The following is a 19,996-nucleotide window of genomic DNA, read 5'->3' as shown; positions in this document are numbered from 1 at the left end:
ACTTTGTTGATAAGTTTTACCACCTATTCAGCTGAAACACTTCTTAATAGATGTATTCGGTTCGGATTCAGCACCTTGCTAGAATTGAATATTTTAGCTTCGATTTTCACATTTTTTTATAAGATTTTCACGATTAAAAGCTTTAGAGAAACTCCGTTGTATTAAGTAAAAATGATTATACTTGTACTGAAATCGCTATATTTGCGATTGCTAACCGCAAAGGGCATCAATGAAACATAATTTACAGCAAGAAGGGAAATTTACCTACCTAGAAAAAGGGGAAGGTACTCCGATAGTTATTTTGCATGGACTTATGGGCGGATTGAGTAATTTTGATGGAGTAGTAGACTTTTTCCCAGAGAAAGGATATAAGATTTTAATTCCAGAATTACCATTATATTCCAGACCACTTCTTAAAACTAGCGTACAGAATTTCGCGAAATTCATAAAAGAATTTTTAGATTTTAAAGGATATAAAGAAGTGATACTTCTTGGTAATTCTTTAGGAGGACACATAGCTTTACTTTGCACAAAAATGTATCCTGAACTAGTTAAAGCTCTGGTTATAACAGGAAGCTCTGGATTGTATGAAAATGCAATGGGTGAAAGTTATCCACGTAGGGGAGATTATGAATTCATCAAGAAGAAAGCTCAAAACGTATTTTACGATCCTGAAGTAGCCACAAAAGAAATTGTAGACGAAGTTTACACTACTGTTACAGACAGAAATAAGTTGATCAAAACGCTAGCTATAGCAAAAAGCGCTATTAGACACAACATGGCAAAAGATCTCCCAAATATGCCTACTCCAACTTGTATAATATGGGGAAAGAACGATAATGTAACTCCACCAGAAGTTGCAGAAGATTTCAACAAACTCTTACCAGACTCAGACCTTTACTGGATAGACAAATGCGGACATGCCGCTATGATGGAGCATCCAGATTTATTTAATGAATTATTCTTTGACTGGCTTCAGAAAAGAGAATTTTAAGATTACCAAAGATGAAGATTAAAACCGCTGAATTTGTAATAAGCAACAGCGAGGTTGCAAGATGCCCAAATAGTTCCCTGCCGGAATACGCATTTATTGGTAGAAGTAATGTTGGTAAGTCTTCCTTGATCAATATGATCACCAGCAGAAAAAGCTTAGCTAAAACTTCTGGAAGACCCGGAAAAACGCAGCTTATAAATCACTTCCTCATCAATGGAGATTGGCATTTGGTAGACCTTCCTGGCTATGGATATGCCAGAGTTTCTAAAAGTATCAAAAAAACATTTCAAAAATTTATTACTGCTTATTTCGAGCAACGCGAACAAATGATCTGTGCATTTGTGCTAATTGATAGCAGACATGAACCTCAGCCTATAGATATGGAATTTATGCAATATCTGGGTGAGCATGGAATTCCATTTTGCATCATCTTTACGAAGGCAGACAAATTAAAGCCAAACGCCTTAGATCGCAATGTAGAAAACTATAAAGCCAAAATGCTGGAGACCTGGACAGAAATGCCAGAATACTTTGTTACCTCCTCCGAAAATGGTCTTGGGCAAGAAGAAGTTCTAAATTATATCGATAATATCAATTCTCAGTTTCAAAGAAACTAGAACCTTCATTTACATACACATCACTCTATTTTAAAATTAAAAAATCACCATAGCAAACGCTTTAGTGATTTCTATTTCTAAAAATTTAGATAACAAAAAAACTGTTGCAAATAAATATTTACAACAGTTAATATACTTAATACAACAGGACTTTCTTAAAGCGCTGCTACGTGTTTAGCTAATTTAGACTTTAAATTAGAAGCTTTATTATCATGAATGATATTTTTCTTAGCTAATTTATCGATCATAGAGATAACAGATGGATATAAAGTCTCTGCATCTTTCTTATCAGCCTCTTTCAATTTCTTGATAGCGTTTCTAGTAGTTTTATGTTGGTAGCGGTTTCTAAGACGCTTGGCCTCATTGCTACGGATTCTCTTTAACGCTGACTTATGATTTGCCATTACAAATACTATTTAATTAATTTTTTATTGTAGTCCGTAGGGGAATCGAACCCCTGTTACATGGATGAAAACCATGCGTCCTAACCCCTAGACGAACGGACCATTATTTATTTCAATTTGAACTTGTAAAAAATCTACTCAACTTCTTACCTGAACATGTTAGCAATTTAAAATTGCTTAGTAGTCCGTAGGGGAATCGAACCCCTGTTACATGGATGAAAACCATGCGTCCTAACCCCTAGACGAACGGACCATTATTTGTTTTAATGCGGATGCAAAAATACAACTATTTTTCAATCGTACAAACGCTGAAGTAATTTTTTCTGAATTATTTTCAAATTAATTCTTTAGCTTCAGAAATACAGCAATTTACATTTGAAAAAAACTTTTCAAAATTATTTCTTTGACCCACTATTTCAAATAACAAAGAGAAAGACTTAACCATTGCTAAGTAAGCTTTCCCCTTAAACCCTTTTTAATATGCCTTCGCAAATAACACTCTTTGATTAGAGTACTCCCCTGTAAGAACGCATTTCCCGGCTTCTTTACTACCATCTATAGGAATACACCTAATCGTGGCTTTAGTAAGCTCTTTTATCTTTAATTCAGTTTCAGAAGTTCCATCCCAGTGAGCAGAAATAAAACCTCCCTTATTTTCTAGAACATCTTTAAAAGCTTCAAAAGTTTCCACTTCTGTAATATGTGAATCTCTAAATTTTAAAGCTTTCTCAAAAAGGCTGTCCTGTATTTCGGTCATCAAACCTTTAATCTTATCTACCACATCTTCTTGCGAAACAGTTTCTTTGGTAAGAGTATCTCTTCTGGCAAGTTCAACACTTCCTTTTTCAAGATCTTTAGGACCAATTGCTAAACGTACTGGAACTCCTTGCAATTCATATTGAGCAAATTTCCATCCCGGCTTTTGAGTATCTCTGTCATCAAACTTCACAGAAACCCCTACTGCCCTAAGATCTTTTACCAATTTATTGGCCACCTCAGAAATTTGCGCTAATTGCTCATCTCCTTTATAAATAGGTACAATTACCACTTGTATTGGAGCTAAGTTTGGAGGTAGCACCAAGCCTTGATCATCACTATGAGTCATTATCAATGCCCCCATTAATCTGGTTGATACTCCCCAAGAAGTTGCCCAAACATAATCTAGTTTCCCCTCTTTAGATGCAAATTTAACATCGAAAGCTTTAGCAAAATTCTGACCTAAAAAGTGAGATGTACCTGCTTGTAAAGCTTTTCCATCTTGCATTAAGGCCTCTATACAATAGGTTTCTTCTGCACCTGCAAAACGTTCATTCTCAGACTTAGTTCCCTTAATAACAGGAATAGCCATAAACTTTTCTGCAAATTCTGCATAAACATCATTCATTTGCTCTGCCTCTGCTATGGCTTCGGCTTTTGTTGCATGCGCTGTATGCCCTTCTTGCCATAAAAACTCTGCAGTTCTTAAGAACAATCTGGTTCGCATTTCCCATCTCACAACGTTAGCCCATTGATTGATCAAAATTGGCAGATCTCTATAAGACTGGATCCATCCCTTATAGGTATTCCATATAATTGCTTCTGAAGTTGGCCTTACAATAAGTTCTTCTTCGAGCTTAGCATCTGGATCTACAATTAATTTAGAACTATTTTCAGGATCGGTTTTAAGCCTGTAGTGAGTTACTACTGCGCACTCTTTAGCAAATCCTTCTGCATTTTTCTCTTCTGCTTCAAATAAACTTTTAGGGACAAAAAGTGGGAAATAGGCATTTTCATGACCAGTTTCTTTAAACTTTGAATCTAATTCTGCCTGCATTTTTTCCCATATAGCATATCCGTAGGGTTTAATGACCATACAACCTCTCACTGCTGAGTTCTCGGCTAGATTGGCATTGACAACCAGCTCATTATACCATTTAGAATAGTTATCGTGGCGTGTAGTTAGTTTCTTACTCATTACTTGTATTTGGCATAAAAATTGAGGATTTATAGCTATATCGCGTGTTTTGTTAAAACCACGATCTGTTAGCGCAAAACTAACTAATTTTGTAATGTTCAACAATTAAATACATAGCTTATGAAACTTTATACTAGCATTTCTAAGAAAATACTTTTTTTCATAGCTCCTGTAACATTGTTTTTGTTTACTTCTTGTGGCTCCTACCATTATTCTGGATATGAGAATGATAGTGTTTACGGAGATTCTTCTCGTACTTATGGCGAGACAGAACAGATGGAAAATCAAGAAAGCAATAAAAATTATTATCAAAATCTTTTTGAAGAAGAAGCCGCATTATATGGCGATGTCTTAGCCGAAGGAGCAGTTTTTACAGATGTAGAGAACTACTCTTCTAGTGATGGAGATTATGAAGGAGATATTGAATACAACTACCAAGGCGGTAATGCTGCCTGGGGCACAAATCCAGATTCTTACTCTATAAATATCATTAACAATGGTTTTTATGGTAATGGGTACTATGGAGGATTCTATAATCCATATTGGGCAGGTGGAATTTTTGACCCATGGGGCCCTGGATATTATGGACCAGGTAACTGGGGATTTCCTTACGGTTTTGGATATGGAGGATTCTACGGAAATAGATATGGTTATGGATACGCCGTGCACCCATTTTTATATGGAGCAGGCGGATGGTACAATCCATACAACTTCTATGGAAATAGATATACTTATTACAACCAGAACAACATAGCTTATAACACCGGAAGAAGAAACTCTACCTCGACCTACCGTAGCAATAGATCTTCAGATCTTAGAAATGCTACAAGCTTAGGAAATCGTGGGAGAAACTCTAGTTATTCTAGAAGTATAAGAAATATTAGAAATTCAAATGACGATTATGGTATAAGTAGAAGATCATCTAATTCTTACAATACTAGATCTGGTTCTTACGATGGTTATTCAAGATCGAACCGAAGCTCTACAAATTCTCCGGTTTATAGATCAACAAGAAGCAGTAATAGCAGTAGCACAAGATCTTCTTCATCAACTACTAGAAGAAGTAGTGGTACCGTAAGAAGTAATAGTGGTTCATCCCGCAGTTCTGGAACTACAAGAAGTTCTGGAGGAAGCTCTAGATCATCTTCAAGAGGAAGAAATAATTAAAATTAATTTTTCAAAGAAAAATTCATGAAAAGAATATTCTTATTGGTCATAGCCCTTTTGTCTGTGACCTTTTCACAAGCACAAGACATTACAGATGCGGTTAGATATTCTACATCCCAATTATACGGCACGGCTAGATTTAAAGCTTTAAGCGGTGCGTTTGGAGCGCTGGGAGGTGATCTTTCTGCAATGAAGATCAACCCGGCTGGATCTGCTATTTTTAATAATAGTTACAGTACTGTTTCATTAGAATACAACAGTAGAAATAATGATACCCGCTACGGTAATAGAACCACAAGCTCAGACGATTCAGATTTTAATTTCTCGCAAGCCGGTGCAGTTTTGGTTTTTAACAGTAATGATCCCGAAAACAGTTGGAAAAAATTAACTTTAGGCTTTAATTATTCTCTTACCAATAACTTTAAAGATGATTATGTAGCTACCGGAATAAGCAGCAATTCTATAGATCAGTATTTTCTAGGCTATGCTAATGGAGTTCCTTTAGATAATCTAGAAACCGTAGATGGAGAGACAATTGCAGATCTTTACCGCTATCTTGGTGAGAATATTGGGTTTGGAGCACAACAGGCATTTTTAGGGTATCAAGCATTTGTTATCAACCCAAATTCTAACGATCTAGACAATACTTCTTATTCTTCTGCGATTGCACCAGGAAATTTCGATCAGCAATTTGCTTTAGCTTCTACAGGATTAAACGGTAAGTTCACATTTAACGCAGCCACTACTTATAAGGATTTTCTTTACTTTGGAGCTAACCTAAATGCTCATTTTATTAACTATGATAAATCAACAAGGTATAGCGAATTCAATACGAATTCTAATAGCGAAATTAATGAGATCGTATTCAGAAATAATTTAAGCACTACCGGAGATGGATTTTCCTTTCAACTTGGAACTATTGCTAAAGTTAACGATTATGTACGATTAGGTGTTTCTTATGAATCCCCAACCTGGTACAGCATTCAAGAAGAATCTTCTCAGGCTATACAATCTTATAGCGCTAATACAGATGAAGTAGTAAATGTAATTACCAACGTTGTAAATGTTTACCCAGATTATACTTTAAGAACACCTGGTAACTTAACAGGAAGCTTGGCAGTATTGTTTGGAAGCAAAGGTTTAATTAGTTTCGATTACACTTATAAAGATTATTCTAATACTAAATTTACTCCAAGTAGCGATCCAGAATTTAATTTTCAGAATGAATTGATCAGCAGTAATCTTCAAGCCACCTCAAGTTTTAAGGTAGGTGGAGAATATAGAATTGAAGACTGGAGCCTAAGAGGAGGCTATAGATATGAGCAAAGTCCCTATAAAAACGAGTCTACTATTGGAAATCTAGATGGTTATTCTGCCGGATTAGGTTATAATTTTGGAAATATAAAGTTAGATGTTGCTTATGATCATGCTTCTAGAATAGACAACCCACAATTCTATCAGGTTGGATTAACTAACACCTCTCGTATTGAACGAGATTTCTCTAATGTTGTACTATCTGTGAGTTTTGGAATCTAAAAAATATTGAATTAAAAGTCAAACGATCCGGATCTTCCACTGCGAATTTCCGGATCTATCTTTTTAGAGTGAAATGCCCCTTGAATTGTTTAATTGATCTAGAAGCATCTTGAAGTTCTACTACAAACCAATAATCGTCTGATGGCAGATTTTTTCCGTTGTAAGTACCATTCCAACCTCCTACATTAGGGTTGAGTTGTTTTATTAATTTTCCAAATCTATCATAAATGAATAAACGTACGTAAGAAACTTTCTCGTCATTTATTACATTCCATCTATCATTGTAGCCATCGCCATTAGGTGTAAAAAACCTGGGGTAGCCAATCAAAACGAATTCTTCAGAAGTGATACTTCCACAGCCACCAACAACTCTTGCCGAAACGGTATAAAATCCGGCAGGAACATCATTAAAGTTATTACTTTGTTGCCACATACCATCATCCAATCTATATTCTAGAGGAGGCTCATCCCCTACACCCTTTATTACCGAAACTTCTAACAGATATCCATCATCAAAGTCGTTCCCGGAAGTGTTTACCTCAATTGAGGTAGGTACGGTATAACTTAAAACAGTAGTATTGAAAATGGCTGTACAACCTGAAGACAAACTCGAAATTTCCACAGAATACCCTTTAGAAGCATCAATCTCATCAACAACAAAAATTGCATTTTCTACACCATCACCATCCGGATCGTTATCTGGTGTCCAATTATAAATATAATCATCTCCAAGATCCTGGCCAATACTAAAAGAATTAAGCAGCTTCCCATTAGCATCAACACAAGTTGAAATACTATCATTCCAATCAATTTCTAAGGAGTCTTCAATCTTTAGCTGGAAACTTACAGGTTCTGAAATACAACCTGTCCTATTATTGGTGATGGTTGCAAGGAGAATTTGCCCATCTACACCCTCATAAACGTTTGCATTCTCAATAGAAATATCATTATTTAGATCTGCCTGAGATTTGTAGAAAGTTGCTGAAAAACTATCAATAGTATCAATATAATTCGCGCTTAATTGCGGAGTTAAAGAAGACAGATTAAACTTAGCAGTATTATTGATACTACAACTCGAAAGATCTTCTGGCTTTTGTGCAATGGGCGCATCGTTAAATTGAATAGATACATCATCTGAAACTTGTGTATTGGTAAGGGCATTAATAGCCACTACTCTATAATCTCCTGAAGAATTAACCGAATATTTAGAGGTGGTCTCATTAAGAATTTCGACGTATATTCCTGTTGAAGCATCTTTTTTATACCAGGTAAAAACATCAGCATAAAGATTTTCTACCTTTAATTCTACACTATCTAATCCACATACATTTTGATCTTCACCCAGCAAGCTAATTATCGAGCAATCTGTATTCCCTGCATTTGGGCTTGCCGTATTTATTTGTTTTAAACTGATATAACCTTCCGCTTGAGAAAAGTTTGTAATTAGAACCACATAGATGTCACCGGTTCTCGCACCTTTAAGATTAAAGTTCTCTATAGGCGCAGGTGAGTAACTACATCCCGCCGCATTCGCATCGCTCAACGCACTATCACTGCAAAAATCTTCGCCTTCTCTAAACGGCCCCCATGCTGCATAATCTACATCTAGTGTTAAGCCAGATCCATCTGCATTTATAGTTTGAGTGATTTCAAAATTTAAATCTCCCGGTTTTCCTATTTTCATAAAGAACCATGCAGGATAAGATTGCTCCTCAAGGCAAGAATAATCCGGACCTGCTTCAGCATTAGCAATATCACTATTTAATTTATTGGAATTAGGAAATACGAATTGCGTATCTCCCGCACAAAACGGTTTTATGCGTTCACACCTATCACCTTGAGCAAAAGAGTTGCTTACACAGAATAGCGTAAAAAAGATAAAAAAAAGACAATTCAAAACAGACTTCATAATTCATTTTCCCAAGAACCTACAAAATAACAAATTTCATGTCAGTATAGACAGTAGCTCTTAATAAACTTTCGCTTAAAAAACTTTAAAATATGTATCTTTGCAAGCGAATTAAAGAGATTACGACTACTATACAAAAAAGTACTATGAAGATAGACAATATAGAGAACGAGATTACAGAAATTGGAGATGCGCATGCTTCTTCAAATTCAGAAAATCCTATCAGAGATGATGCATTTGAGTTAAGCAATCAAGAAAAGATTGCTATTATCAATAAAGATGTTGAGCATATTCTGCATACTCTAGGTATGGATCTTACCGATGATAGTCTTAAGGGAACACCACAAAGGGTTGCTAAGATGTTCGTTAATGAGATCTTCTCTGGATTGCAACCAGACAATAAACCTAAAGCTTCTACTTTTGAGAATAAGTATAAATATGGTGAGATGTTAGTGGAAAAGAATATTACCATTTATTCTACGTGTGAACACCATTTGCTTCCAATTGTTGGAAGGGCTCACGTAGCATACATTTCTAAGGGTTCTGTAATAGGATTATCTAAAATGAACAGAATTGTGGATTATTTCGCAAAAAGACCACAAGTTCAGGAAAGACTTACTATGCAAATTGTTGAAGAACTTCAAAAAGCTTTAGGTACAGATGACGTTGCGTGTGTTATAGACGCTAAACATTTATGCGTAAATAGTAGAGGTATTAGAGATATTGAAAGCAGCACGGTAACCAGTGAATTTGGAGGCGCTTTTAAAGATGCAGGCACTAAGAGAGAATTCTTAGACTACATAAAGCTAGATACTTCATTCTAACCCTATTTGATATAAATATTTAAAAGAGAGAGATTTTTATGGCGCTATATAAAGAGCAGAGCTTAAAAATATATAATTCAATGACGGGAGAAAAGGAAATTTTCACCCCCATTAATGAAGGGCATATAGGAATGTATGTTTGTGGACCTACCGTTTACAGCAATGTTCATTTAGGAAATTGTCGCACCTTTATCTCTTTCGACCTTGTGTTTAGATATCTAAAGCATTTAGGATATAAAGTTCGTTACGTTAGAAACATAACCGATGCTGGCCATTTAGAAAATGATGCAGAAACCGGGGAAGACCGAATAGCCAAAAAAGCACGTTTAGAACAGATAGAACCTATGGAAGTAGTGCAACGCTACACCGTAGATTTTCATAACATTCTTGAGAAGTTTAATAATCTGCCACCAAGTATAGAGCCTACCGCTACGGGACATATTGTGGAGCAAATTGAAACCATCAAAACTATTATAGAGAAAGGATTGGCCTATGAGGTGAACGGCTCTGTATATTTTGATGTGATAAAATTTAATGAAGATCATCATTATGGCAAATTAAGCGGAAGAAATATTGAGGATATGATCGCTAATACCAGAGAACTTGCCGCACAAAGTGACAAGAAAAATCCACAGGATTTCGCTCTTTGGAAAAAAGCAGAACCCCAACATATTATGAGATGGCCATCTCCATGGAGCGACGGTTTTCCAGGTTGGCACTTAGAGTGTACCGTAATGAGCACGAAATATCTTGGCGAAGAATTCGATATTCACGGAGGTGGAATGGACCTAAAGTTTCCTCATCATGAATGTGAGATTGCTCAAGGGGAAGCCTCTACAGGGAAAACTCCGGTGAATTATTGGATGCACGCAAACATGCTTACCTTAAATGGTAAGAAAATGGCAAAATCTACTGGAAATAATATACTTCCTACAGAAATATTTAGTGGCGATAATTCAAATTTAAGTAAAGGCTTTTCTCCATCTATTGCACGGTTCTTTATGCTACAAGCTAATTACAGAAGCATATTAGATTTTTCTAATGATGCCCTGTTAGCAAGTGAAAAAGGATTCAATAGATTGATGGATTCATTTAGAAGTATTTCTGAGTTACCTACTTCTGAAACTTCGTCTTTTTCAGTAAGTGAATGGAAACAGCGTTGTTATGACGCTATGAACGATGATTTTAACAGTCCTATATTAATTGCTAATCTATTTGAGGCCGTAAAGTTAGTAAATGGAATTAAAGATGGTGAAGAGAAAATAAGCTCAGAAGATAGAGATGCTCTTAAAACCACCATGCACGAATTTATTTTTGATGTATTGGGCCTTATTGATGTAGCTGTTGCTAATGAAGATAGTTCTGAAAAATTATCTGGAATTGTTGAGATGCTTATTGAAATGAGAGCTCAAGCAAGGAATAATAAAGACTTTGCTACAAGCGACCAAATAAGAGATAAGCTCCTAGATCTTGGAATTCAATTAAAAGACGGAAAAGAAGGAACAACTTTTTCTATAAGTTAACTACTAATTGTTGATCTATGATCAAAAACCAATTAGCATATCCGTTTATTCTTCTGGTAAGATTCTACCAGAAAGTAATATCGCCTTTAACTCCTGCAGCCTGCAGGTATACCCCTACATGTTCTCAATATACATTGGTAGCACTTAAGAAGCACGGATTATTTAAAGGCGGCAAACTTAGTTTAAAAAGGATATTTAGCTGTCACCCGTGGGGTGGCTCTGGATACGATCCTGTTCCCTAATACATTGTTCAATATTTGCATGCTTTAAGTTACAAAACCATGCAAATATGTATATTTACCAACCTAATTAAAATATTTACAACATGCTTTTTAATGCAATTACCTGGAGTCCTTCAGAAGGTTTAGAACTTGGTTTTTTTACCCTTCACTATTATAGCCTAATGTTCTTAATTGCCTTTGGACTGGGATGGTACATAATGAAAAGTATATATGTTAGAGAGGGTATTCCTATTGAAAAATTAGATTCACTTTTTGTATACACAGTATTAGCAACTCTCATTGGCGCTAGATTGGGCCATGTGCTATTCTATGACTGGGAGTATTTTCAACACAATCTGTTAGAAATCTTTTTACCTGTTAAATTTAAGCCGGAATTTGAATTTACAGGCTTTAGAGGTTTAGCAAGTCATGGTGCAGCTATTGGGATTATAGTAGCAATGTATTTATACAGAAAACGTGTTTTAGACAAACCTGTTTTATGGATATTAGATAGAATTGTAATACCTGTTGCAAGCGGAGGTATCTTTGTTAGAATTGGTAATTTTATGAATTCTGAGATCATTGGAAAACCAACAAATTCTGACTATGGAGTGATCTTCGAAAATCTTGGAGAAACCTTCCCTAGACACCCTGCACAACTTTACGAATCATTTTGCTACCTGTTGATATTTCTATTATTATGGTTCTTATATTGGAAGACTGACAAAAAAGATCGTTTAGGATATATTTTTGGACTTTTCTTAGTATTACTTTGGACGGTTAGATTCTTTATAGAATTCATGAAAGAAGCTCAGGTTGAAGAAAGAGGTACTTGGTTACTAAATACTGGCCAATGGCTTAGCGTACCCTTTATAATTGCTGGATTCTATTTTATGTTTAGACCACAAGCTTCAAAAACAACTACAAAGGCATGAAGAAGAACTTAAGACATCTAACCTTTGCTTTAATCGCTACCATTTTAATTTCCTGCGGAAATGAGGAGCAAAAAGACACTAAAGTAGAAACTCCGGAAATTGAATTTAAGAAGGAAGGAGAGCTTTATTTACTTAAGGCAGCAGATACTATAGAAAAGATAGATATAGAGATTGCAGACAATTCTTATGAGCAGCAAACTGGTTTGATGTACAGAAAGAGTATGAAGAAGAATGAAGGGATGCTTTTTATCTTTCAGGACGAAAATATAAGATCCTTCTATATGAAGAATACATATATACCACTAGATATTATATACTATTCTAAAGATAGCACTGTAGTTAGCTATGTAGAGAATGCAAAACCTTTAGATGAGACAAGCTTACCTTCTAAAGCCCCTGCGAAATTTGTATTGGAATTAAATGCAGGAGAGATTCAACATCTAAATATAGAGGTAGGTGATAAGATAGATTTCTATCCACTTTCAGAACAGAAATAAAACATACATTAATTATAACGTTTAAGTTTCTAATACTATTCTATTAAAGCACATAACTAAGAAAATTATATAAATAAAAAGTCCGTCTTAATTAAGACGGACTTTTTATTTATAGATACCTAATTACTATTCTTCAGTAACAGGTTTTCTTTCTAATGCTTTCTTTCTAACACTATCAAACATTACTGGTGTCGCTATGAATAATGACGAATAAGTACCTACTATAATCCCTACGATCATTGCGAACATAAATCCTCTTAAGCTTTCTCCTCCAAAGATAAAGATCGCAATTAAAACCACTAATGTAGTTAATGAGGTATTCAAGGTTCTACCTAATGTACTATTAAGCGCAGAGTTTACAGTACGTGCCATTGGCCATGTAGTGTGCTCATTAAAGAATTCTCTAATTCTATCAAACACTACCACTGTATCATTCAGTGAGTATCCAATTACCGTTAAGATCGCGGCAATAAAGGCTTGATCTATCTCCATGCTAAATGGCATGATATTGTACGTTAGAGAGAAAATACCCAACACAATTACCACATCATGGAAAACTGCAACCACAGCTCCTAAACTGTATTGCCATTTTCTAAATCTTAATAAGATGTATAAGAATACCACTACTAAAGATCCAATAACAGCCCAGAATGAATCATTTTTAATATCATCTGCAATGGTTGGTCCTACCTTCATAGAAGACATGATTCCTATCGCTCTATCTTTAGAACCAACAGTAAAGTCTTCAAAAGTTACATCTGCCGGTAAGTATGGCTTAAGTGAGGTATATAATTTATTCTGAATTTCTGTATCTACAGCTTCACCTTCATCCTCTACTTTATATTTTGTGGTAATCTTTAATTGATTATCTGCTCCAAATGTTTTTGCTTCTGCACTTCCAAAAGTAGCTACCAAATCTTTTTGAACATCAGTGGCATTCACATCTTCCGCAAACCTTACTGTGTAAGTTCTACCTCCAATAAAATCTACTCCCTGATTAAGTCCATTAGTCAAGAATGATATAATACTAATGGTAACTAATATCCCGGAGAATATGAAAGCGATCTTTCTTTTTGCTAAGAAATCAAAATTCATGTTCTTGAATAAGTTCTTAGTTAAAGACGTAGAGAACAATAAAGATTTACCATTCTTACCATATCCGTCAATCAACAATCTTGTAATAAAGATGGCAGTAAAAAGTGATGTAGCAATACCAATAAGTAAGGTAGTAGCAAATCCTTTAATTGGACCTGTACCTAATACAAGTAAAATTAATCCGGTAAGACCTGTAGTTATGTTTGCATCTAAAATAGAAGAAAGTGCATTTCCAAAACCATCCTTAATAGCTTCCGCTTGTGATTTTCCTTTCTCTAATTCTTCTTTAATCCTTTCAAATATAAGAACGTTTGCATCTACAGACATACCTATAGTTAAAACGATACCAGCAATACCAGGTAAAGTAAGAACAGCACCTAATCCAGCCAATATTCCAAAGATGAAAAGAATGTTTACCGCTAGTGCGATATCTGCATACCATCCGGCTTTACCGTAGTAAAAGATCATCCATATTAATACTAACGCTAATGCAATTAGGAATGAATTGATACCACTATCAATAGCTTCTTGACCTAAAGACGGTCCTACAACTTCACTTTGAATAATATCTGCAGAAGCAGGTAACTTACCAGCTCTTAACACATTTGCTAAATCCTGACCTTCTGTAATATCAAAATCTCCTGAGATCTCACTTCTACCACCAGAAATAGGTCCGGTAGTAACTCCTGGTGCAGAATACACCACTTTATCTAATACAATTGCAATGTTACTTTGTTCCTGGTAAGCCTTACCAGTCATATCTTCCCAAACTTTAGCTCCTTTTCCATTCATTTGCATAGAAACCGTAACTCTACCCAATTGATCGTAAGATTGCTGCGCATCTGTTATCACATCTCCTGTTAAGCTAGGAGTATTTTCTCTATTTCCTTTTAATGCGTATAATTCTACGAAATTATCACTTGGCACACCCCAAGCAAATTCCGCATATCTTAATTGATTAGGTAGTAAAGATCTAACCTGTGGCATATTTAAGTACTCACGTACTTTAGAAGTATCTGCAGTATTGAATGTTGCAAGCACCGGGCTACCTTGACCTCCTGGAGCAACTAATAATTCTAATAATGGATTGTTACCCGTTACAGCCTCCGCAGTAGTATCTTCTGCACTAGCTAAAAGATCTTCGATCTCTTTATCTGCATCAGTAATAGCAGCAGTAGTATCTGCACTTGTATCAGGCTTGGTCTCATTTTTAGTTATAGATTCTGCAAGAACCCTATCTGCATTTACCAAGAAATTACCAAAATCTGTATTCTTATAAACATACCAGAATTCTAATTGAGCAGTGCTTTGTAATAAACCTTTTACACGGTTAATATCTTTTGCTCCCGGAAGCTCAACTAAGATACGACCAGAATTTCCTAAACGCTGAATGTTTGGCTGGGTTACCCCAAACTTATCGATCCTTTTTCTTAATACTTCAAAAGCAGAAAGAATTGACTGATCTACCTTTTCACGAATAATAGGTTCTACTTCCCCATTAGACATTTCATAGTTGATCTGATCGCTAAGGGTTTTGTTCGCAAAAATATCTGGAGAAGCTAATTTAGCACCCGCATTTTCATTGAACTTTTCGAAGAATAGATCTATATAACTTTCCTGACTGTCTTTTTGTGCAGCATCTGCTTCAGCAATAGCTTTATTAAAAACAGGGTCTTTACTATCATTTGCTAAACCTCTTATAATATCTTTAACAGAAATTTGAAGTATCACGTTAATTCCTCCTTTAAGGTCAAGACCTTTATTCAACTCTTTATCTTTAGCTGAATTATAAGTAATTCCGGCAAAGATACTTTCATTCCCAATAGAATCTAAATACCTCTGTTCCGCCAGATCTCTCTTTGCTGAATAGTCTTCAACGCTTGTGTTAATCTTCTGAGTTGCAAATTCTTCTGCGTCACTTTCAACACCTGTAGAGATGAAGGTAAATGATAATTGGTATATACATACCAAAGCGAACAAAATAGCAAAAATCTTAATCAGTCCTTTATTCTGCATTATTCCTTAAAATTTAGTATCAATTTTTAAAACGGACAAATATAGGACTTCAATATTCAAATCCCAATTATTTTTTTTTGAAAAATTTAACTTTTAAACAAAGAAAAGGCCGCTTATAAAGCGACCTTTTTTCTAAATATTTATCAGCTTAAACCGCTAATAATGATTGAATTACAATTCTAATAATTCATTTGTTTTTTTAACTCCTTCTGCACTTTCTTTGATTTTTGCTTTTTCAGCTGAATCAAGTTCGATTTCAACGATCTTTTCAAGACCATTTTTACCTAAAATTGCTGGAACTCCAATACAAAGATCATTTAACCCGTATTCACCCTCTAATAAAGCAGAACAAGGGAACATCTTTTTAGTATCACACCCAATAGCCTGAACCATTGCAGATACTGCTGCTCCTGGCGCATACCATGCACTTGTTCCTAATAACTTAGTTAGCGTTGCTCCACCAACTTTAGTATCTTCAGACACCTGCGTAAGGCGTTCTTCAGATAAAAATGCTTTCACAGGAATACTATTTCTAGTAGCCAATCTTGTAAGTGGCACCATCCCTGTATCGCTATGTCCACCTATTACCATTCCATCTACATCAGAAGGAGGGCAATCTAAAGCTTCACTCAAACGGTATTTAAAACGTGCGCTATCTAAAGCTCCACCCATTCCAATAATTCTATTTTTTGGAAGTCCGGTAGTTTTATGTACAAGGTAAGTCATAGTATCCATAGGATTACTTACCACTATTATTATTGCATCTGGAGAATGCTGAATTAGGTTAGAAGAAACTTCTTTTACGATGTTTGCATTGATACCTATTAATTCTTCTCTTGTCATTCCCGGTTTTCTAGGAATACCACTTGTAATTACAACAACATCACTACCTGCAGTTTTAGAATAATCGTTGGTAGCACCTGTAACTTTCGAATCAAATCCATTAAGAGTTGCAGTTTGCATTAAATCCATCGCCTTACCTTCAGCAACACCTTCTTTGATATCTAATAAAACTATTTCTGAAGCAAAGTCTTTAATTGCAATATATTCAGCACAACTGGCACCTACTGCTCCAGCACCTACGATAGTAACTTTCATTTTAAGTATTTTATGTTATTAAATTTATTTTTTACGAAAATACAAATTTAAGAGAAGACTTATAATAAGGATTGGTTAAATGTGCTGTTAATTAAAGCGATAGTGCAAGCCTACATTCGCATTAAAAAAACTTCCTGCAGTTAACATTGTTGAAAACTGAAAATCCTCAAAATATAGGTTGAATCCAAGATCTGCCTTAAAATTGACATCAGTTCCTCCAAGCGCTCCCAATTCTCTATTTAATTGCGGCAATATCTGTCCGCCTCCACCTAATGTATAATCAAAGTTAGAATTAGTAATTCCAACAGCACCAAAAACTTCAAAACTATCATATAATTTAGAAGCCAAGGCTTGAGCCATCCATATATTAGCATCAACCTCAATTTCGTTAAGGTTTAGCACGTTCAAACCATTTGCATTTATTTGAATTGGATCATACTCGTAATTGATATTGATGGTACTATATGCCACTACTCCAGAAATACTAAAGTCTTCTTCTCTATAACGTTTAATATATTGAGAAAAATTATGCTTGATTGCAGCTCCCGCAGTACTTACTCCAACATTATTGAGTGTTACTTCCGGCACATATCTAACGGCTATCTCTGTACCATAAGGCAAGCCTACAGTTAATTGTGGAAATGGGTGGATCACTATTTTTTTATCCAGACCATCTAAAGCATCCAATGTAAAATCTTGCCCTAAAAATTGACCTTCATAAACCCCTTCAGAATCTTTACCAAAAACGGTTGGAGCTAAAAGATTGGAGCCTCCCTGCACATTTAGTATATTAAAATCTCCATTCTGCACTAATTTAGTTTGCTTACTTCCTGGAACGAATAAGGCATTTCCATGAATAGAAATATCAATTTTCCATTTACCTAAATCTTGTGCAGAGTTAAACCAACCTGCAGAAGATTGTACAGAAGCAGCCTCAGCGCCAGGGGTCGCAAAATTTTCTGCAATTAATAGCATATCATCAACAAGTAGATCTTGATCACTTTGAGCTTTTACGGTAGAAAATCCTAATAGTGTGGCAGCTACCAGAATAGAGAGGTGTATTTTTTTCAAGGGGTGTAGGTTTATTGTTCGAGGTAAAAATAGTAAAATTTAAGCTTTGTGAAAGAAACTTAAAAAGTTTATGATAAGGCAAAAAAAAGTCCACTTTAAAAAGTGGACTTTAAATATTTATTAGATATCTATATTAGCATAGACTGCATTTTTCTCTATAAATTCTCGTCTTGGTGGAACTTCATCCCCCATCAACATAGAAAAGATCCTATCTGCTTCACTACTATTGTCTATATTAACCTGACGCAGTTTTCTAAAAGCAGGATCCATAGTGGTATCCCATAATTGTTCTGCGTTCATTTCTCCAAGACCTTTATATCGTTGGATCTGAACACTACCATTAAAGCTTTCTGCTACCGCATCACGCTCTTTTTCACTCCAAGCATATTGCTTTTTCTGACCTTTTTTAACCAAATAAAGCGGTGGAGTTGCAATATAAATATGTCCGTTTTCTATTAATTCTTTCATGTATCTGAAGAAGAATGTAAGAATTAGCGTCTCAATGTGGCTACCATCCACGTCGGCATCACACATTATCACTACTTTATGATACCTCAGCTTAGATAAATTTAAAGCCTTACTATCTTCTTCTGTTCCAATAGTTACACCAAGAGCAGTATAAATATTCTTGATCTCTTCGTTATCAAACACACGATGAGTCATTGCTTTTTCCACATTCAAGATCTTACCTCTTAAAGGCAAAATTGCTTGAAAGTTTCTATCTCTTCCTTGCTTTGCAGTTCCACCTGCAGAATCTCCCTCCACAAGGTACACTTCGCATTTTGCAGGATCTTGCTCTGAACAATCTGATAATTTCCCAGGTAAACCTCCAATGCTCATCACCGTTTTACGCTGCACCATTTCACGCGCTTTCTTAGCGGCATGACGTGCCTGAGCGGCAAGGATCACTTTTTCTACAATTATCTTAGCATCTCCAGGATTCTCTTCCAAATAGTTTTCTAACATTTCAGAAACTGCCTGAGATACTGCTGCGGTAACCTCACGGTTACCTAATTTAGTTTTTGTCTGACCTTCAAATTGTGGTTCTGATACCTTTACCGAAATAATTGCCGTTAATCCTTCACGGAAATCATCTCCAGCGATCTCGAATTTCAATTTATCCAACATTCCAGAAGCATCTGCATATTTCTTTAAAGTGGTTGTTAAACCTCTTCTAAATCCAGATAAATGCGTTCCTCCTTCATGGGTGTTAATGTTGTTTACATATGAGTGTAGATTTTCATTGAAAGAAGTGTTATACACCATAGCAACCTCAACAGGAATATCATTCTTCTCACCTTCCATAGAAATTACATCTCCTATGATAGGCTCACGGTTTCCATCAAGATATTTTATAAATTCCTTTAACCCTTCATCAGAATGAAACACTTCAGAAAAAACCGACCCATCTTCAGTAGTAACTCTTTCATCTTCAAGAATAATTGTGATCCCTTTATTCAAATAGGAAAGCTCACGCATTCTACTTGCCAAAGTATCATAGTTAAATTCTGTAGTTTGCTGAAAAATTGTAGGATCTGGTCTAAATGTAACAACCGTTCCAGTTAATTCTGTTTCTCCAACAGATTTCACAGGATAAAGAGGCTTCCCTCTTTCATATTCTTGTTGCCATATTACACCATCGCGGTATACTGTAGCTTTTAATTCATCTGAAAGTGCATTTACACAACTCACACCTACCCCGTGCAAACCACCAGATACTTTATATGAGTCTTTATCAAACTTACCTCCCGCACCAATTTTGGTCATTACAACTTGTAATGCAGAAACGTTTTCTTTTTTATGTAGATCTACCGGAATACCCCTACCGTTATCTTCGGTAGTAACTGTTCCATCTTTACCTATAGTAACTTTTATCTTGTCACAATGACCCGCTAAGGCCTCATCAATAGAATTATCAACTACTTCGTAAACCAAATGGTGCAAACCACGTACTCCGGTATCTCCTATATACATAGAAGGACGCATGCGTACATGCTCCATTCCTTCCAGCGCCTGAATACTATCCGCCGAATAAATGTGTTTTTTCGCTTCTTCGCTCATATATAATTCTGTTAAAATTTGTCTATTTTTATAACAGACAAATATAACAAAACCCTTGTTGCTATTAGCTTGAA

General features: G+C 35.5%; 16 protein-coding genes and 2 tRNA genes. 9 read left to right on the top strand and 9 right to left on the bottom strand.

Features of this window, described 5'->3' with window-relative positions; all coding sequences use genetic code 11:
- The first annotated feature begins 229 nt into the window (after window positions 1-229).
- Together BLT84_RS07045 and yihA are read left to right on the top strand one after the other, a co-directional pair.
- Window positions 230-994, top strand: a complete 765-nt coding sequence (locus tag BLT84_RS07045) for an alpha/beta fold hydrolase (RefSeq protein WP_034889429.1) — start codon at window positions 230-232, stop codon at window positions 992-994.
- A gap of 11 nt (window positions 995-1,005) precedes the next feature.
- Complete coding sequence (yihA, locus tag BLT84_RS07040; RefSeq protein WP_091263787.1) at window positions 1,006-1,611, top strand: ribosome biogenesis GTP-binding protein YihA/YsxC; 606 nt, start codon at window positions 1,006-1,008, stop codon at window positions 1,609-1,611.
- Between the two features lie 155 nt (window positions 1,612-1,766).
- Here yihA and rpsT read toward each other — a convergent pair whose 3' ends face one another.
- From rpsT to proS, 4 genes are all read right to left on the bottom strand, one after another.
- Window positions 1,767-2,015: a 30S ribosomal protein S20 gene (rpsT, locus tag BLT84_RS07035; protein WP_034889423.1), complete on the bottom strand. Its 249-nt coding sequence runs from the start codon at window positions 2,013-2,015 to the stop codon at window positions 1,767-1,769.
- Between the two features lie 30 nt (window positions 2,016-2,045).
- Window positions 2,046-2,117, bottom strand: a tRNA-Glu gene (locus BLT84_RS07030).
- Between the two features lie 79 nt (window positions 2,118-2,196).
- A tRNA-Glu gene (locus BLT84_RS07025) sits at window positions 2,197-2,268 on the bottom strand.
- 222 nt (window positions 2,269-2,490) lie between these two features.
- A complete protein-coding gene (gene proS / locus BLT84_RS07020; protein WP_034889420.1) occupies window positions 2,491-3,969 on the bottom strand; it encodes a proline--tRNA ligase in 1,479 nt (492 codons plus the stop codon).
- Between the two features lie 120 nt (window positions 3,970-4,089).
- On the opposite strand from proS, the gene BLT84_RS07015 reads away from it, so the two are divergent.
- Together BLT84_RS07015 and BLT84_RS07010 are read left to right on the top strand one after the other, a co-directional pair.
- The gene (locus tag BLT84_RS07015) at window positions 4,090-5,136 is read left to right on the top strand and encodes a hypothetical protein (protein WP_091263786.1); all 1,047 of its coding nucleotides are present in this window, start codon (window positions 4,090-4,092) and stop codon (window positions 5,134-5,136) included.
- Window positions 5,137-5,160: 24 nt separating this feature from the next.
- Window positions 5,161-6,672 (top strand): OmpP1/FadL family transporter, encoded by a 1,512-nt coding sequence (locus BLT84_RS07010; RefSeq protein ID WP_091263783.1) that lies wholly within the window; start codon window positions 5,161-5,163, stop codon window positions 6,670-6,672.
- A 55-nt stretch (window positions 6,673-6,727) separates the two neighbouring features.
- On the opposite strand, the gene BLT84_RS07005 is transcribed toward BLT84_RS07010, so the two are convergent.
- Window positions 6,728-8,581 carry a T9SS type B sorting domain-containing protein gene (locus BLT84_RS07005; protein ID WP_091263781.1) on the bottom strand — a complete coding sequence of 618 codons (1,854 nt, stop codon included), beginning with the start codon at window positions 8,579-8,581 and terminating at the stop codon, window positions 6,728-6,730.
- 146 nt (window positions 8,582-8,727) lie between these two features.
- On the opposite strand from BLT84_RS07005, the gene folE reads away from it, so the two are divergent.
- The 5 genes from folE to BLT84_RS06980 all read left to right on the top strand — a co-directional run bounded on the left by folE (window position 8,728) and on the right by BLT84_RS06980 (window position 12,581).
- On the top strand, window positions 8,728-9,405 hold the full coding sequence (gene folE, locus BLT84_RS07000; RefSeq protein WP_172822445.1) for a GTP cyclohydrolase I FolE: 678 nt from the start codon (window positions 8,728-8,730) through the stop codon (window positions 9,403-9,405).
- Between the two features lie 38 nt (window positions 9,406-9,443).
- A complete protein-coding gene (gene cysS, locus BLT84_RS06995) occupies window positions 9,444-10,928 on the top strand; it encodes a cysteine--tRNA ligase (RefSeq protein ID WP_091263779.1) in 1,485 nt (494 codons plus the stop codon).
- 17 nt (window positions 10,929-10,945) lie between these two features.
- Entirely contained in the window at window positions 10,946-11,170 is a 225-nt protein-coding gene (gene yidD, locus BLT84_RS06990) for a membrane protein insertion efficiency factor YidD (RefSeq protein WP_081891315.1), read from the top strand.
- An 83-nt stretch (window positions 11,171-11,253) separates the two neighbouring features.
- Window positions 11,254-12,084 (top strand): prolipoprotein diacylglyceryl transferase, encoded by an 831-nt coding sequence (gene lgt, locus BLT84_RS06985; protein ID WP_034889412.1) that lies wholly within the window; start codon window positions 11,254-11,256, stop codon window positions 12,082-12,084.
- On the top strand, window positions 12,081-12,581 hold the full coding sequence (locus BLT84_RS06980) for a DUF192 domain-containing protein (protein ID WP_091263777.1): 501 nt from the start codon (window positions 12,081-12,083) through the stop codon (window positions 12,579-12,581). The genes lgt and BLT84_RS06980 overlap by 4 nt, the downstream gene beginning before the upstream one ends.
- Before the next feature lie 126 nt (window positions 12,582-12,707).
- On the opposite strand, the gene secDF is transcribed toward BLT84_RS06980, so the two are convergent.
- The 4 genes from secDF to gyrB form a co-directional block, all read right to left on the bottom strand.
- Window positions 12,708-15,692 carry a protein translocase subunit SecDF gene (secDF, locus tag BLT84_RS06975; RefSeq protein ID WP_091263775.1) on the bottom strand — a complete coding sequence of 995 codons (2,985 nt, stop codon included), beginning with the start codon at window positions 15,690-15,692 and terminating at the stop codon, window positions 12,708-12,710.
- 171 nt (window positions 15,693-15,863) lie between these two features.
- Complete coding sequence (gene mdh, locus BLT84_RS06970) at window positions 15,864-16,790, bottom strand: malate dehydrogenase (protein ID WP_034889403.1); 927 nt, start codon at window positions 16,788-16,790, stop codon at window positions 15,864-15,866.
- Between the two features lie 87 nt (window positions 16,791-16,877).
- Complete coding sequence (locus BLT84_RS06965) at window positions 16,878-17,861, bottom strand: DUF6588 family protein (RefSeq protein WP_034889400.1); 984 nt, start codon at window positions 17,859-17,861, stop codon at window positions 16,878-16,880.
- A gap of 120 nt (window positions 17,862-17,981) precedes the next feature.
- On the bottom strand, window positions 17,982-19,922 hold the full coding sequence (gyrB, locus tag BLT84_RS06960) for a DNA topoisomerase (ATP-hydrolyzing) subunit B (protein WP_034889397.1): 1,941 nt from the start codon (window positions 19,920-19,922) through the stop codon (window positions 17,982-17,984).
- Between the last annotated feature and the right edge of the window lie 74 nt (window positions 19,923-19,996).

Origin of the sequence: Gillisia sp. Hel1_33_143 (assembly GCF_900104765.1) — a bacterium.
Taxonomy (GTDB): domain Bacteria; phylum Bacteroidota; class Bacteroidia; order Flavobacteriales; family Flavobacteriaceae; genus Gillisia.
The sequence above is the reverse complement of the archived record's forward strand: the minus strand, read 5'-3'. Positions and strand labels throughout refer to the sequence as shown.